This is a genomic window from Aquitalea palustris (assembly GCF_003693445.1).
Lineage (GTDB): Bacteria > Pseudomonadota > Gammaproteobacteria > Burkholderiales > Chromobacteriaceae > Aquitalea > Aquitalea palustris.
Genome location: NZ_RFAR01000063.1, coordinates 36,428 through 52,674, shown reverse-complemented (window position 1 = coordinate 52,674; position 16,247 = coordinate 36,428). Strand labels below are relative to the sequence as shown.

12 protein-coding genes are annotated in these 16,247 nt (G+C 62.0%); 2 read left to right on the top strand and 10 right to left on the bottom strand.

Translation table 11 applies throughout. From position 1 onward, the window contains the following. Positions 1-43: 43 nt before the first annotated feature. The 4 genes from EAY64_RS14960 to EAY64_RS14945 all read right to left on the bottom strand — a co-directional run bounded on the left by EAY64_RS14960 (position 44) and on the right by EAY64_RS14945 (position 6,514). Positions 44-3,100, bottom strand: coding sequence for an efflux RND transporter permease subunit (locus tag EAY64_RS14960; protein WP_103525541.1), 3,057 nt, complete (start codon positions 3,098-3,100; stop codon positions 44-46). Between the two features lie 9 nt (positions 3,101-3,109). Next, complete coding sequence (locus EAY64_RS14955; RefSeq protein WP_103525540.1) at positions 3,110-4,237, bottom strand: efflux RND transporter periplasmic adaptor subunit; 1,128 nt, start codon at positions 4,235-4,237, stop codon at positions 3,110-3,112. Positions 4,238-4,285: 48 nt separating this feature from the next. Beyond that, complete coding sequence (locus EAY64_RS14950) at positions 4,286-5,818, bottom strand: efflux transporter outer membrane subunit (protein ID WP_103525539.1); 1,533 nt, start codon at positions 5,816-5,818, stop codon at positions 4,286-4,288. An 81-nt stretch (positions 5,819-5,899) separates the two neighbouring features. After that, complete coding sequence (locus EAY64_RS14945) at positions 5,900-6,514, bottom strand: TetR/AcrR family transcriptional regulator (RefSeq protein WP_103525538.1); 615 nt, start codon at positions 6,512-6,514, stop codon at positions 5,900-5,902. Positions 6,515-7,010: 496 nt separating this feature from the next. On the opposite strand from EAY64_RS14945, the gene scpC reads away from it, so the two are divergent. Beyond that, positions 7,011-8,522: a succinyl-CoA:acetate CoA-transferase ScpC gene (scpC, locus tag EAY64_RS14940; RefSeq protein ID WP_103525537.1), complete on the top strand. Its 1,512-nt coding sequence runs from the start codon at positions 7,011-7,013 to the stop codon at positions 8,520-8,522. 16 nt (positions 8,523-8,538) lie between these two features. Here the strand turns inward: scpC and EAY64_RS14935 are convergent, their stop codons facing one another. The 6 genes from EAY64_RS14935 to EAY64_RS14910 all read right to left on the bottom strand — a co-directional run bounded on the left by EAY64_RS14935 (position 8,539) and on the right by EAY64_RS14910 (position 14,973). Continuing rightward, a complete protein-coding gene (locus EAY64_RS14935) occupies positions 8,539-9,756 on the bottom strand; it encodes a GGDEF domain-containing protein (protein ID WP_103525536.1) in 1,218 nt (405 codons plus the stop codon). A 141-nt stretch (positions 9,757-9,897) separates the two neighbouring features. Then, positions 9,898-10,917 carry a Gfo/Idh/MocA family oxidoreductase gene (locus tag EAY64_RS14930; protein WP_103525535.1) on the bottom strand — a complete coding sequence of 340 codons (1,020 nt, stop codon included), beginning with the start codon at positions 10,915-10,917 and terminating at the stop codon, positions 9,898-9,900. Positions 10,918-10,980: 63 nt separating this feature from the next. Continuing rightward, the gene (gene iolG / locus EAY64_RS14925; protein ID WP_103525534.1) at positions 10,981-11,967 is read right to left on the bottom strand and encodes an inositol 2-dehydrogenase; all 987 of its coding nucleotides are present in this window, start codon (positions 11,965-11,967) and stop codon (positions 10,981-10,983) included. A 200-nt stretch (positions 11,968-12,167) separates the two neighbouring features. Continuing rightward, positions 12,168-13,175, bottom strand: a complete 1,008-nt coding sequence (iolG, locus tag EAY64_RS14920) for a bifunctional inositol 2-dehydrogenase/D-chiro-inositol 1-dehydrogenase (protein ID WP_103525533.1) — start codon at positions 13,173-13,175, stop codon at positions 12,168-12,170. A gap of 40 nt (positions 13,176-13,215) precedes the next feature. After that, positions 13,216-14,040, bottom strand: coding sequence for a TIM barrel protein (locus tag EAY64_RS14915; RefSeq protein ID WP_103525532.1), 825 nt, complete (start codon positions 14,038-14,040; stop codon positions 13,216-13,218). A gap of 30 nt (positions 14,041-14,070) precedes the next feature. Continuing rightward, positions 14,071-14,973 carry a sugar phosphate isomerase/epimerase family protein gene (locus tag EAY64_RS14910; protein WP_103525531.1) on the bottom strand — a complete coding sequence of 301 codons (903 nt, stop codon included), beginning with the start codon at positions 14,971-14,973 and terminating at the stop codon, positions 14,071-14,073. 207 nt (positions 14,974-15,180) lie between these two features. Here EAY64_RS14910 and EAY64_RS14905 point away from each other — a divergent pair, with 207 nt between their 5' ends. Next, positions 15,181-16,236 carry a LacI family DNA-binding transcriptional regulator gene (locus EAY64_RS14905; protein ID WP_103525530.1) on the top strand — a complete coding sequence of 352 codons (1,056 nt, stop codon included), beginning with the start codon at positions 15,181-15,183 and terminating at the stop codon, positions 16,234-16,236. The last annotated feature ends 11 nt before the right edge of the window (positions 16,237-16,247 follow it).

Sequence of the window (16,247 nt, the reverse complement as noted above, 5' to 3'; positions counted from 1 at the left end):
AAAGCCCGGCAGGGCCGGGCTTGTGGAGGGAGCGCGCTGCGGCTTAGCCGACGGTTTCCGTCTTGGCCACGGCAGCCTGCTCGCCGTGATGTTCCGACGCCAGTGCCATATACATGGCAGGCACCACGAACAAGGTGAACAGCGTGCCGATGGACAGGCCGCTGAAAATCACCAGGCCCATGGCATGGCGGCCGGCAGCACCAGCACCGGAGGCGATCACCAGCGGTACCACGCCAAACACCATGGCGGCGGTGGTCATCAGGATGGGGCGCAAGCGCACTACCGCCGCACCTTCGATGGCTTCACGCTTGCTGGCACCCTTGGCGCGCAGGTCGTTGGCAACCTCCACGATCAGGATGCCGTGCTTGCTGATCAGGCCCATCAGCGTCACCAGTCCCACCTCGGTGTAGATATTGATGGAGGAGAAGCCGAGGAAGATGAAGATCATCGCCCCGAACAGCGCCAGCGGCACCGATACCAGAATCACCACCGGATCGCGGAAGCTTTCGAACAGCGCCGCCAGCGTCAGGAACACGATGATGACGGCAAACAGCATGGTGAGGGCAAAGCCACCGGATTCCTGGCTGAACTGGCGCGACTGGCCGGCGTAATCCACCGTGTAGCCGCTGGGAGCGATTTCCTTCAGCGTGTCTTCCAGATACTTCAGCACTTCACCCTGCGCCTGGCCGGATACCCCGGACAGGGTGGCCGAGTTCTGCTGCTGGAAGCGGGTGATGGATTCCGGCACCACTTCCGACTTCAGATGTGCCACGGTGGACAGCGGAATCACCCCGGCATTCGGTGTACGGATGTAGTAGTTCAGCAGCTGCGACGGATTGAGACGGTCTTTCTGCAGCAGTTGCGGAATCACCTTGTAGGAGCGGCCGTCGATGGAGAAGTAATTGACGTAACCGCCACCCATGGCCGCACTCATCGCATTGGCCACATCCTGTTGCGTCATGCCCAGCGCACTGGCCTTGTCACGGTCGATCACCACGGTGGTTTGCGGTGCGTCGATCTTCAGGTCCACGTCGGCAAAGTAGAACTTGCCCGAGCTGCGCGCCTTGTCCAGCAGCTGTTGCGATACCTCGTTGAGGTTCTCGAACGGCTCGGTGGTCTTGATGACAAACTGCACCGGCAGGCCGGACGAACCCGGCAGCGGCGGGAACTGGAAGGCCGCTACCCGGGCACCGGCAATCTTGCTCCAGCGTGCCTGCAAGTCCTGCTGGATTTCATGCGCACTGCGGCCGCGCTCTTCCCAGGGCTTGAACAGCACGCCACCGATACCGGCATTGATGGTGGGGGTGCCGGTGATCTGGAACATCTGCGCGTACTCCGGCATGCTCTTGCTGATGGCATACATTTGCTGCGCATAAGTCTGCATCTGGTCGGCGTTGGCAGTGGGAGCACCGACAATCTGGCCCAGCACGATGCCCTGGTCCTCTTCCGGTGCCAGTTCCGATTGCGACATCTTGGTCATCAGGCCCAGCAGGGCCAGCAGGATAAAGGCCATTACCACCAGTACCGGCCAGGTCTCCAGCAGGCTGTGCAGCAGGCGGCGGTAGCCGTTTTGTACCTTGTCGAAGGTGTGGTCGATGGCCTTCACCAGCCGGCCTTCGTCTTGTTCCGGGCGGAAGAAGCGCGAGCACATCATCGGCGACAGCGTCAGTGCCACGATGCCGGATACCGTCACGGCCGAGGCCAGGGTGAAGGCAAACTCGGTAAACAGCGCACCGGTCAGGCCGCCCTGGAAGCCGATGGGCACATACACCGCCACCAGCACCACGGTCATCGCCAGAATCGGACTGCCCAGTTCGCGGGCAGCGATGATGGCCGAATCATAGGGCGATTTGCCTTCCTTCATGTGGCGGTCGACGTTTTCCACCACGATGATGGCATCGTCCACCACCAGGCCGATGGCCAGCACCAGCGCCAGCAGGGTGAGCAGGTTGATGGAGTAGCCCAGCATCAGCATCATGAAGAAGGTGCCGATCAGTGACAGCGGCATGGCGATCACCGGCACCAGCACGGCGCGGAAGCTGCCAAGGAAGAAGAAGATCACCACGGTCACGATCACCAGCGCTTCCACCAGCGTCTTCACCACTTCGTGAATCGAGGTGTTGATGAAGTCGGTGGAGTCGTAGACGATCTGGCCGGTCAGGCCGGACGGCAATTGCTGCTGGATGCCGGGGAAGGCAGTACGCACGCTCTTGGCCACATCCAGGATATTGGCCTCAGGTGCCACCTTGATACCGATGAATACCGAGCGCTCGCCACTGAAGGCCACGTTGAAGTCGTAGTTTTCCGAGCCCAACGTCACCGTGGCGATGTCCTCCAGCCGCACGATGGTATCGCCACTTTGCTTGACTGCCAGCTTCTTGAACTCGTCCACACTGTGCAGGTCGGTGGCGGCGGTCAGCGGAATGCTCACCATCTGCCCCTTGCTGGTACCGACAGCCGCCAGCACGTTATTGCTGGCCAGTGCGCTGTTGACATCGGTGGCGGTAATGCCGTGGGCGGCCATCTTGTCGGCATCCAGCCAGGCACGCAGGGCGAACTGACGCGCACCCAGCAGCTCGGCCGTCTGCACGCCGGGGATGGAGTCCAGCTTGGGCTTGACCACGCGGTTGAGGAAGTCGGTGACGTTGTTGGTGGGCAGGGTCTTGCTATAGAAGCCGATATACATGGCGTCCGTGGTCTGCCCGGTCTGCACCGTCAGTACCGGCTGCTGCGCTTGCGACGGCAGCTGGTTCTTCACCGAGTTGACCTGGGTGTTGATCTCGGTCAGCGCGCGGTTGGCGTCGTAGTTCAGCCGCAAGGTGGCGGTAATGGTGGAAACGCCGCTATTGCTGCTGGATGACAGGTAGTCGATACCCTGTGCCTGGGCGATGGCGCCCTCCAGCGGCTGGGTGATGAAGCCGGCCATGGTCTTGGCGTCCGCACCGTAATAGGTGGTGGACACGGTGACGACGGCGTTCTGGGTCTGCGGGTACTGGTTGATCGGCAAGCCGAACAAGGAGCGCAAACCCAGCACGACGAGCAGCAGGCTTACCGTCGTCGCCAGCACCGGCCGGCGAATGAAGATGTCGGTAAAGTTCATGGCTGGGCCTTAGTGTTCCTGCGGGGTCGGATTGGGGTTGTTGGCCGGTTGCACGGTATTGTCCACCGTGACTGCCGTGCCGTTCTTCAGCTTGACCTGACCGGTGGTGACCACCTGGTCGCCTTCGCTGACCCCGCTGAGAATGGCTACCTGGTCACCTCGGGTCGGACCGGTGGTGACAAATACCTGTTTCACCACCAGGCTGCCAGCGGCGGCCGAGGCTTCCTTGCCGGCTGCCTTCACCACGAACACGGTGGAACCGTAGGCGTTATAGGTAATGGCAGTCTGCGGCAGGGTCAGGTAGGGCAGTTCGCGTCCGGTGTCCAGGTTGGCCGTGGCAAACATGCCAGGCAGCAGCTTGCGTGCCGGGTTGGCGATCAGCGCCTGTACCTGCACATTGCGCGTGCTGGTGTCGATCTTGGGATTGATGGCGTTTACATTGCCGCTAAAGGTCTTGTCGGCGGTGCCGTCGGTCCTGATTACCACCTTCTGGCCCACGCTGACGGCAGCCAGCTGGCTTTGCGGCAGGTTGAAGTCGACATGGATGGGGTCGATCTGCTGCAGGGTGACAATCTTGTCACCGGCATTCAGGTACTGGCCGGGATTGACGCTGGTGATGCCCACGCGGCCGGCAAACGGCGCACGAATGGTTTTCTTGGCCACCAGGGCAGCTTGTTGTGCCACTTGTGCCTTCTTGCTTTTCAGGTCGGCCGCGTCGTTATCCACCTGCGCCTGTGATACGCCTTGTACCGCCAGCTGGGCCTGATCGCGCTTGAGCGTGATGGCGGCCAGTTCGGCAGCGGCTTCCAGCGCATGTTGCTGAGCCAGATCGGAGTCGGCATTCAGCTGAACCAGCACATCGCCAGCCTTCACATCCTGGCCGGACTGAAAGTTCACGCTGCGTACCAGGCCGGCCACTTCACTGCTGATATCCACGCCATGCACTGCACTGAGGGTGCCGACCGACTTGAGCTGCGGCTGCCAGCTGGTTTTCTGGGCGATGATGGTGCTGACAGTCTGCGCTTGCGGCTTGGGTGCATTGGCCATCAGGGTACGGATATGCATGAAGAAGCCCAGCCCCAGTACCACTACCAGCAGCACTATGCCTCCCAGCATGATGAACATTCGCTTGGTCATATTGCTTTCCTTGTTTTCTCTAGATTGCGTGTTGTTTACCAGTCGCGATCAGGGCTTGGCCTGGGCGGCAGGGTTGGCGATGTCGTCGCTGCGGTTCCACCAGCCGCCACCCAGCGCCAGGAACAGCGCGGCGGTATCGGCATAGCGGCTGGCGCTGGCGCTGACCAGATTGATGCGGGCCTGTTGCCAGCTGCGCTGCGCGTCCAGCAGGTTTAGCTGGCTGACGGCTCCCAGACGGAAGCGTTGCTGGGTCAGCTGCAGTGTTTCGCGGGCCTGTGCCTCGGCATCGGCCTGGGCTTGCAGGGTGCTGGCATCGGCACTGACGGCGCGCAGGCTGTCTGCCACGTTCTGGAAGCCCTTGAGCACGGTGTCCCGGTACTGGGCCTGGGCTTGCTCGAAAGCTGCCTCGGCCGAACGCTTTTTGGCGCGTAGCGCGCCGCCGTCAAACAGCGACTGGCTGACACTGGCACCCAGGCTCCACAGACTCAGCCCGGCGGTGGCCGGACCCACAAACAAGCGTTCGCGGGTAAAGCTGCCAGTCAGGCTGATTTGCGGATACTGGTTGGCCGTGGCCACGCCGACCTGGGCACCCGCCTGCTGCAGCAAGGCTTCGCTGGCACGGATGTCTGGCCGCTGGCGCACCAGTTCGGACGGCAGCGATACCGGTAGTTCGGCCGGCAGATGCAGGCTGTCCAGGGTGAATTCCGGCAGCCCGCCGGCCGATGGCAGCTGGCCGACATAAACCGCCAGCTGGTTGCGGGTGAGATCCAGCGCCTTTTCCAGTGGCGGCAACTGGGCGCGGGTTTGTGCTAGCAGCGTGGACTGAGACAACACCTCGCTGCGTGCCACGGCTCCCAGTGCGGCCTGTTTTTCCACGATGCGCAGCTGCTGTTCGGCGGCCGCCAGCATTTCCCGCGTGGCTTGCAACTGGGCGCGTTGCGAGGCTTCCTGGATGGCGGTGGTGACCACATTGAAAATCAGGGTCTGGTAGGTGGCTTCCAACTGGTAGCGTTGGTAGTCGCTGGCGGCCATCAGTCCCTGCAATTGCTGGCGGTTGGCTCCGAACAGGTCCAGCGTGTAGGACACATTGAGCCCGGCGCTCAGCACGTTGTAGTCGCTGGGGGTGCTGCCGGAGAGCAGCTGCCGCTGGCGGCTGCCGCCCAGTTGGCCGCTGACCGAGGGGTATTCCAGCGTACCGGCAGCGGCATTGTAGTTTTCCTGCGCCTGACGCAGTGCGGCCCGCGCGGCGGCCAGGCTGGGATTGTTGCGCAAGGCTTCGCGAATCAGCTGGTCGAGGGCGGGCGAGCGGAACAGCTGCCACCATTCCGGCTGCAGTTGCTGGCCCAGGGCCAGGTGCTGCGCGATGCCGGCATCACCAGCCTGCTGGCTGGCAACCGTGTGTTCGGCCAGTGGGCTGCTGCCATAGCTGCGGCTCTGTCCATCTACCAGTTGCGGTGTGGTGGTGGGCGGCGTCAGGGTGCAGCCCGACAATGCCAGGCCGAGCAGCAGCGGTAGCGCTGCCCGGGGGAGGGTTAAAGCCGCGGTTGCCGGTGGGCGGCCCGGTGAGTGCTTCGGATGCATCCTGTACTCCTGTTCTTGACCTGCGCCGCCATGGTGGCGGCTTTGCATTGTCCTGCCTTGTGGGCTAGTTGATTCTTCGGATTATTCTGATGTTGCTATCGGATGTGACGCTTTGATCAGCCGGTCGAAGGCGTACAGAAAGCGCTGGCGGGCTTCTTCGCTATCCTGCGGGCCACTGCTGTTCAGATTGCGTATGGCGATACCGGCGATGGTGCTGTGAAACAGCGCCATTTCGTCGTCACTGGCGTGCACGCCCAGCCGCTTGAAGGCTTCTTTCTTGTTGTTCAGCATGCGGCGGTCGAAGTCGCTGATCCAGTCCTTGAGCTTGGGGTCGACCTCTGCCGCCACGGTGACCGCCACCATCAGCCGGGCAATGCGACTGTCGCAGATGTTGTTGCACATGGCCTGGCGAAACTCCTCCAGCGTGGGCATGGGCGCGGTGTCATGGCAGCCCTGGGCATTGATCACCAACAGGCAGCCATGCTCCACCACCACGGTGAGCAGATCGTTACGCGTGGGGAAGTAGTAGGTCAGGTGGCTCTGGCGCAATCCGGCCTGCTTGGCCACCTTGCTCTGGCTGAAGCCCAGTATCCCGTCTTGCAGCAGGACGTCCAGCGCGGCATCGATCAGCTTGGTGCGGATGTCCTTGCAACTGGCGGCCGAGCAGGGCGCGGCGGATTGTTGGCTTGCTGTCATGGTTTTTGGTTAAGTTACCAAGAAATGGCAATCTAACAATATTCCATGGGGTTTGCCAGCTTGGGCAGCGGATTATTTTGCACAGGCTGGTATTCCGGGTGATCTGAGGCAAATTTGACACATGCGCAGGCTTGGGCGGGCAGGCTGCTCATTCAGGCAGGGCAAAGTGAGGGATGCTGCAAGGCAGGGTGTTTCGGCTGGTTAATTTCAAATGACTGTCACTTGGATATTATTTATTCAAATGTCATTGTTGTTTGGCGCAAAACGAAGCTTACCCTATAACATGCCCGGACAAACAGGTTTTGATGTAGATCATGCTTGTCGTGATTAGTCTGCGGTGGCGTCGTGGAAGCTGCTTAAGTAGCGGGTCTGGTGGCCTGACGTAAAGGTAAGGATGTACGTCGGCCGGCAGCATGAATCTGGCCGGGACAGGCCGGAGCAACGCTCGATAAAACAGCAGGCCGCCAACAGGCCGCAAATTGCAAGGGATAAACAATTGGAAAGACGTATCCACCATGCCGCCCTGGCAGGGAAAATCATGTCGGCAGAAAATGCCGCCGCACATATTCAGCCGGGCATGACCGTGGGCATGAGCGGGTTTACCGGCTCGGGCTATCCCAAGGCGGTGCCGTTGGCACTGGCTGGCCTGATTGAAGCGGCACAAGGGCGGGGCGAAAAGTTTGCCTTGCGCGTGTTGACCGGTGCTTCCACCGCACCGGAGCTGGATGGTGCACTGGCCAAGGCTGGTGGCATCGACTTCCGCCTGCCCTACCAGTCCGACCCGGAGCTGCGTTCGCGCATCAACCGTGGCGAAATCGAATACATGGATGTGCATCTGGGCCAGGTGGCGCAGTACACCTGGTTTGGCTTCCTCGGCAAGATCGACGTGGCCGTGGTGGAAGTGGCCGGCATTCTGCCGGATGGCCGGCTGATTCCTTCTACATCCATTGGCAATAACAAAACCTGGCTGGACCTGGCCGACAAGGTGATTCTGGAAGTCAACAGCACCCAGCCCATGGGGCTGGATGGCATGCATGACATCTATTACGGCACCGCGCTGCCGCCCAATCGCCAGCCCATTCCCCTGACGCAAGCCGGCGACCGCATCGGTGAGCCTTATCTGCGGGTGGACCCGGCCAAGGTGGTGGCAGTGGTGGAAACCCATGCTCCGGACCGGCTGGGCCGCTTTAGTGCTCCGGACGAAACCAGCCAGCGCATTGCCGGCCATCTGGTGGAATTCCTCAAGCAGGAAATCAAGCTGGGGCGCCTGCCGGAAAACCTGTTACCCCTGCAATCCGGCGTGGGCAATATCGCCAATGCGGTGCTGGGCGGGCTGCGTGATGGCGGCTTTAGCAATCTGACTGCGTTTACCGAGGTGATTCAGGACGGCATGCTGGATTTGATCCGCACCGACACCATCCGCATGGCCTCGGCTACTGCCTTGTCGCTCAGTCCGGAGGGTGTGCAGGAGTTTGCCCGCAATATCGCGCACTACCGCGAGCGCATCGTGCTGCGACCGCAGGAAATTTCCAATCATGCCGAGCTGGTGCGCCGCCTGGGGTGTATCGGCATCAACGGCATGGTGGAGGCCGACCTGTACGGCAACGTCAATTCCACCCATGTGGCGGGCACGTCCATCATCAACGGCATTGGCGGTTCTGGCGATTTTGCCCGCAACGGTTTCCTGTCCTGCTTTGTCACTCCCAGCACGGCCAAGAACGGGGCGATTTCCTGCATCGTGCCCATGGTCAGCCATGTCGACCATACCGAGCACGATGTCTGCATCATCGTTACCGAACAGGGGCTGGCCGACTTGCGTGGCCTGTCGCCCAAGCAGCGCGCCCGTGCGGTGATTGCCAATTGTGCCCATCCGGACTACCGCCCGCTGCTGCAGGACTACTTTGACCGCGCCTGTCGCGACAGCAAGGGCAAGCATACCCCGCACCTCTTGGGCGAGGCATTGTCCTGGCATCAGCGGCTGCTGGAGCAGGGCAGCATGCAGCCCTAGTTTGTGAAGGGAGGGGTCAGGCGGTGGGCGGGGCGTATTGTCGCTGGGGCGCATGCTGGGGCGGCTCTGCCGCGCAGACCTGGTTACGGCCTGCCGCCTTGGCGCGGTACAGCGCCTGGTCGGCGCGTTCGATGACGCGATCCAGGGTTTCTCCCTGCTGCCACACCGCATGGCCGGCAGACAGCGTCAGCTGCAACTGCTGGCCCTGGCGCAGCTGTAGCGGTCTGCTGGCCAACTTACGGCGCAGGGCTTCGGCCATCTGTGCCGCGCCTCCGGCATCGGTCTGTGGCAGCAGCATGCAGAATTCTTCACCACCATAGCGGGCAGCAAGATCGGCAGGGCGCATGACGCCGGCCATGATGCGGCCGGCCTGGCTCAGTGCCATGTCGCCATTGGCATGGCCGAAGCGATCATTTACCTGTTTGAAGTGGTCCAGATCGAGCATGATGACCGCGTAGGGCCTGCCATTTTCCTGGGCGATCAGCTGCTGCGCCAGTTGCAGGAAGGCTGTCCGGGTATACAGGCCGGTAATGCCGTCGCGACGGGTTTGCTCCAGCGTTTCCCGCTGCTGCCGCTCATGCACCATGGCGAAAAAGGCAATCGTGGCTCCCACCAGGCCCACGGCACCGGTGAGCAAGGCACCAATCTGTGGCATGGCATGCGCCTGCAAGGCCACGCTGTCAGCTTGCGCCGTCAGGCTGACCAGTGCCCGCATGCCATAGGCGCTGGCGAGGGTCAGCAACATGGCACAGGCCAGCCATACTGCAGTCCCACGCGGACGATGGGCATGACGCAAGGTGTGCGTTGCGGCAATGCCCAATTGCACGGCCAGTGCCAGGCTGAGGGTGAATACGGCAATGTGGCGTGGCAAATTCAGGTAGTACACCAGCAGGACGCCACTCATGCCGAACAGATTGCTGGCCAGCCCCAGCCGCCGAGGTGGGCGAAAACCGTGCAAGCGGGCATGAGCCAGCAGGCAGCAGGACGAACCCAGCAGAACCAGACTGTTGGCCACCAGAAAGCTGAGAAACCAGCTGACATGGCCGCGCAGGAAAAACAGCACAAAGGCAATGCCGACACTGGCCGTACCCGTTGCCCAGGCACCCAGCCCCAGTGACTGGCGCTGATTGGCCAGGGCCATGCTCCAGGAAATGGTGGATAACATCAGTGCCAGGGCACCGATGGAAAAGATCAGTGTGCTTGGATCCAGCGCCAGGCCGGGGAGAATTTCCAAGATCGCTCCCGCAATGGGTGGTTAGGACAGGGAGCGAGCTTGATCGTTTATTGTGTAGATGGCAACAGGGTTTTCACCTATGGCGCGCAAGCGGACATGGTGAAACCACTTGTTATCCGTTTTCCGGCTGATTGCGGTCACTCAGCACAGCTCCACCACCTGTTTGCTGCGCAGCGCCTGGGTGATGGCGAGGCCAATGCGGGTGGCTTCGGTGGCGTCGGCCAGACTGAGCGCTAAAGGCTGATCGTGCCGTACGGCATCGACAAAATGCTGGGCCTCGCTGACAAAGGCCTCGGCAAAGCGCTGGTAGAAATCCTGCACGCATTCATTGCGCACGCCGTGGGCATCGCTGATGTCCACCCGGTTGGCGCGCGGATTGGCACCCACACTCAGCCGGCCGGCACTGGCAAAGATTTCGGTCAGGGTTTCGTGGCCATGTGCCTGGGTGCGCGAGGCATAGAAGCAGGCCAGCTTGCCATCGGCAAATTCCAGCATGGCCACGCCGTTATCCACGTCGCCACAATCGGCCAGCGCCGGATGCAGCGCATTGGTGCCCGTGGCCCAGGCGCGCAAGGGCTTGGGCGAGCCCAGCAACCAGCGCGCCAGGTCGATATCGTGAATGCTGCAATCCATGAAAATGCCGCCGCTGCTGGGGGCAAACTTCACAAAAAAACCGTTCTCGTCGTTCAGATCGCAGGTTTGCGAGCGCAATAGATAGGCTTGGCCCACCAGGCCTTGCTGCAGCTTTTCTGCCGCATCCTGATAGCTGGCGTCAAAGCGGCGTACAAAACCCACCATCGCCTTGAGTTGCGGGTAGTCAGCCGCTACTGCCTCTACTTTCTGGCAATCCTCCACATTCAGCGCCAGCGGTTTTTCGCAAAACACATGCTTGCCGGCGCGCAAGCAGGCGATGATCTGCTCGGCATGCAGCGCAGTGGGGGTGACCAGAAATACCGCTTGTACATCAGGCTCGGCCAGCATGGCCTCCAGCGTGTGGTGGCGGTGGACGCCAGGCAGCTGTTCTGCCGCCCAGCCCAGCTCTTCATCCAGCGGTGAGCAGGCGGCCACCAGCTGCGCTCCACGAATACGATCGCGCAGATTGAGCGCATGACGCCGGCCCAGCCGACCCAGGCCTACAATGCCGATATTCAGTTCAGACATGACTTCTCCCTGCCCACCGGCAGCTTTGGCGGCGGGCTTGCATGGTTGTCGTGACGGGAAGGCTTACAGGGTGATCAGGCGGTTTTCCTGCCAGGAGCGGCTGGCGGCATCGGCCAGTTCCAGCGCCTTGACACCATCTTCCACCGTGGTGCGCGGGGTGACGCCGTGCAGCACCACCTCAAAGAAGTGCGCCATTTCCAGCGCATAGGCGGCACGGTAGCGTTCCAGGAAAAAGTGTTCCGGCAGGTCGGTGCTGACCTGCTGACCACCATAGGCGGTGACTTCGGTCGGGCGGTGATTGCCCGCCTGCAACATGCCCAGGCTGCCCAGCACTTCAAAGCGCTGGTCGTAGCCATAGGCGGCACGGCGGCTGGTGTTGATCTGGCACAGGCGGCCAGAGCGGGTACGGATGGTCACGGCGGTGGTGTCGGCATCGCCGGCCTCGCCAATGGCCGGGTCGGTCAGCACGCTGGCGCTGGCCTGCACGCTGACGGCTTCATCGGCCAGAATCCAGCGGCAGATGTCGAAGTCGTGAATCAGCATGTCCTTGAAGATGCCGCCGGAGCGCTTGATGTAGTCCACCGGCGGTGCGCCGGGGTCGCGGCTGGTGACTACCAATACTTCCGGCTGGCCGATTTCACCGGCCTCGATGCGCGCTTTTACCGCGGCAAAGGTGGGGTCGTAGCGGCGCTGAAAGCCGATCAGGCAGGCCACGCCGGCTTCTTTCACCGCTGCGGCACACTGGCGGGCGCGTTCCAGCGTCAGGTCTACCGGTTTCTCACAAAAAATGGCCTTGCCACGGGCGGCGGCGCGCAGGATGAGGTCGGCATGGGTATCGGTACTGGAGGCAATCACTACCGCGCCTACTTCCGGGTCGGCCAGAGCACTGTCGATATCGCTCACGCTGGCACCATATTGTGCTGCCAATGCCTGTGCCGAGGGCTGGTGGGTATCGACGACATACTTCAGGCGTGCGCCAGGCTGGGCGGCCAGGTTGGCGGCGTGGATCTTGCCGATACGGCCGGCACCGAACAGGGCTACTGCGGTCATTGCTGTCTCCTCATGCGTGTTATTGGCCAACCGTGCCGCTGGTTGGTGTGCTTGCTGAGCAGTATATGTTAGAAAAAAATTTCTGAAAAATATTTATTCGGAAATTTTATTTTCTGAAGTGCAAAAAGAAAAAAAGCCACAGTAGCCGATGGCCACCGTGGCAAGTCCGAGGAAGCGTGCTGCAGCAGAAAACTGTCCCTTCAGTAAAAGTCCGGGCGTGGCGGCATGCTGATTTCCACCACTGCGCCATTTTGTTGTGCCAGTACGCAGGCATCGGCAGCCACGGCAGCGGCATAGCCATCCCAGGCCGAGGGGCCGGTGAGGGAGCCGGCCTGCACGCCGTCGATGAAGGCTTGCAGTTCCACGTCGTAGGCGGCGATGAAGCGCTGTTTCCAGTCGGTGAGGATGGCGGTGGAATAACTGGCTGCGCTGCGCAGCGGTACGCTGGACGGCTCGGGCAGGCTGGCAATGCCGGTTTCACCGACAATCTGGCACTGGATGTCGTAGCCGTACTGGCAGTTGACGAAGATTTCCACATCGATGCGCACCCCGCTGCGGGTTTCCAGCAGCACGATCTGCGGGTCGGCCAGCTGGGGCAGGGCGTGGCTGCTCTTGCGCGGAAAGACCACCTGCGCCGACACATAGTCTTCATCCAGCAGCCAGCGCAGCACGTCCAGCTCGTGAATCAGCGTGTCGGTAATCGCCATCGGCGTGGTGTAGCCCTCGCCCACGGAGGGGTTGCGGTGGGCGCAGTGCAGCATCAGCGGTGCGCCGATGCGTCCCTCCTGCAGTACCTGTTTGAGCGCACGGTAACCGGCGTCATAGGGCCGCATGAAACCCACTTGCACCAGCCGTTTGCCGTGGGCACGCTCGGCCTGGACGATATGCATGCAGCCTGCGGCGCTGACCGCCAGCGGCTTTTCGCAGAACACCGGCTTGCCGGCGGCAATGGCATCCAGCACGAATTCTTCATGGCTGGGGCCCCATGAGGTCACCAGCACGGCCTCCACTGCCGGGTCGCGAATCAGTGCCTGGCCGTTGTCGTGCACGCTGGCGGCCAGCTGGTATTGCTTTACTGCGGCCTCAGCTTGCAGCGGGTTGATGTCGTGGACGGCCACTACTTTTGCGCCGGACAGGGTCTGGCTGAGGCGGCGGATGTGGTCCTGCCCGATGGCTCCCGTGCCGATAACGCCAATGGCTAAAGTCATGTTTGTCTCCTTGGTTTTGCTTGTTGTGTGGTGTGCGGGTTTAGCTGGCGAGTTGCTGGCGGATGTAATCCATGCTGTTACGCAGCAGGGTTTCGCTATCCGGCGCTTCCATGATGTCGTTGGCAAATGGCTCAAACGACACCAGGCCCTGATAACCGCGTGCCAGCAGCTCTTTCAGCTGCGGGATATTGCCCAGCCGGTCGGCACTGCCCACCAGCACGCGGTGGCCGTCGCGCATATCCGTGCTGGCCAGGGTGGTGGATTCCACGCCGGAGATGTGTACCAGCCCGGTCAGTTCCGGAAAGAAAATGTCCTCGCCAGCCAGATGGTGGTGGAAGGTGTCGTGCACCAGGCGGAAATGGCGCTCACCAGCGGCGGCATAAATGGCGGTGACGGCTTCGGACTTGCTACGCAGCGCACATTCCTCGAAGCCCAGCGGCTCTACCAAGCCGGTGATGCCGTGGTCGTCCAGAATCGGCTTGAGCTGCTTGAGCGCATGGATGAGATCCTGCTGGCGCTGGCTGGCGGTGCGGGCATCGTCACGGCTGTTGAGCGGACACATCACCAGCGCCTGGGCACCACAGTCGCGGGCATAGCTGGCCAGTTGCAGCGCGCGCTGTTGCAGGTCGGCATCGAATACATCAAACGGGTAGAGCGCATTGATGCTGCGGATGGTGATGCCTGCTTCGGCGGCGGCAGCGCGCAGTTGGGTGGCCGGCGTGCCATTGCTGATTTCCACGCCGTTCAGGTCGTTGCGGATTTCAATGTCGGACACGCCCAGGCGCTGACACATGGCCAGATAGTCGGGAAAGGACAGGCGCGGCGCGCTGATGCGGTTGATAGCAAAACGGATGTTGTGGTGCATGGTGGTCTTTCTGCGAATGAGAGGGGCGGCTTACTTTTGTTGGGCGTGCTTATCCAGATAGCGCTGCATTTCGCGCAGCATGAAGCGCGACGATTCGTCGGCGCGTTCTTCCCAGGCAAACACGCAGGAAGACAGCACGCCGTCAAAGCCGATTTCGGCCAGGGTGGCGAAGAACACATCCCAGTCGATTTCACCCTGGCCGATATCCAGATGCTGGTGCACACGCACATTGGCGCCGGGCGGGTTGACGATGTAGCGCAGGCCGGAGGAGGCCTTGTGATTGAAGGTGTCGGCCACCCGCACATGGGCCAGCACTGGCGCGGCGGCGCGCAGCATGGCGGCCATGTCCTCGCCGTAATAGAAGGTATGCGGCGCGATATAGGACAGCTTTACATTGGGCGAGCCGATTACCTGCACGATGTCCAAGGCCGGCTGGAAGGTTTCGATCCAGTCTTCCGGATGCGGCTCGATCGACAGCTGCAGGCCTTCGCGCTCGAAAATCGGCAGCAGTTCGTCCATCGAACGCCAGAATGCCGCCTCGCATTGCTCCGGCGTGTTGATGCCGGCACCCATGCCCAGCGACCGTTCTGGTGCTGCGCCCCGGCCAAATTCCGAAATCAGCGTGTCGCATTCCAGCTCCACGGCAATGTCGATGGCGCGCTTCCAGTATTTCATTGCCGCCTGCCGTTCATCTTCAAACGGGCTGGACCAGCGGTACATCGGTTGCAGCGTGGCCAGGCTCACGCCATGTTCGCGCATGGCCTGCTTGAATCCAGCCAGTCGTGCGCCATTGGCACGCGGCATGGCCCACCATTGCAGCAGGTCGGCGCGCGGGGATAGTTCGATGTGGCGGTAACCCAGCTCTGCCGTCTTGCGGCACAGTTCCGGCAGGCTGAGCTGCCGGTGCATATAGGGGTCCAGCGCAATTTTCATGTCGTCCTCCAGTTCTTGTCGTGTGGCCCGGCTGATGTTGCAGTGCACACCATGCCAGGCGCTTGATGCCTTGTGGCAAAAGGGTTGCAGGCTGGTGTGCCGGGACTGACTCTAGGGGATGGACAACAGCTTTTCAGTTGCTGTTTTGACGATAAATCGTCAATGTGGGCCGATTGCCCTGCTCGCGGTAACACCGGAAGGCTCGCCATGACAGCACCCGCACGTCGCAAGAAAACCGCCCGCTTTATTGAAATTGCCGCCGCCGCCGGGGTGAGCGTGGCCACGGTGGACCGCGTGTTGAACGAGCGTGGCAGCGTATCGGCCCAGTCCCGCGCCAAGGTGGTGGCCGCCGCGCGTGAACTGGCGGTGCCGCGCTTGTTGCCGGATACCCGCCACGGGCTGATCCATATCGACATCCTGTTGCCGGACAACCGCTCGCCATTTTTCCAGCGCCTGCGCCAGGCATTGCAAGCGGCACTGCCCATGCTGGACCAGCGGGTGGTGGTGCATCAGCAGACACTGGGGGAAAAGGACGACGCCAGCTTGCTGCGCGCCCTGCGCCCACGGCCCTACCGCCGGCAGGGGCTGATTGTGGCGGCACCGGATACCCCGGCAGTGCAGCTGGCCTTGCAAGCGGCCATCCTGCGTGGCGAGCAAGTGGCGCTGGTGGTGAGCAATGTGGCTGGCCTGCCGCAGGCACGCTATGTCGGCATCGACAACCATGCTGCCGGGCGCACAGCCGGCCTGTTGCTGGGGCGCTTGTGCCGCCAGTCGGGGCGCGTGCTGTTGCTGTCCAGCCGGCCGGATTATCGTGGCCATCTGGAGCGTGCCAGCGGCTGTGCCGAAGTGCTGGCGCAGGACTTTCCCCATTTGCAGTGTGACCAGGTGGCCACCGCCACCCATGACGATGCCGATCGTTGCCATGCCGCGGTCAGCCTTGCCTTCAAGCGGGGGCAGCCGATTGCCGGCATTTACAACAGCGGGGCCGGCTCCCCCGGCATCGAAGCGGCGCTGCGCCGCCATGCCATCCATGACAAAGTGTGCTGGGTGACGCATGAATTGTCGGACGACCACCGCCTGTATCTGCAACAGGGCCTGCTGGACGTGGTGATCGACCAGAACCCGGATGGCCAGGCCATCAAGGCCTTGCAGCATGTGCTGAGCGTGGCGGAGCAAGCGCCAGCCGCTGCCGGGGCTGGTCCGGCGGAGTTCCGGCTGTATCTGGCAGAAAACATGTCAGCCCAGCCTTATCTGATCGGCTGAGTCTGTCTGGC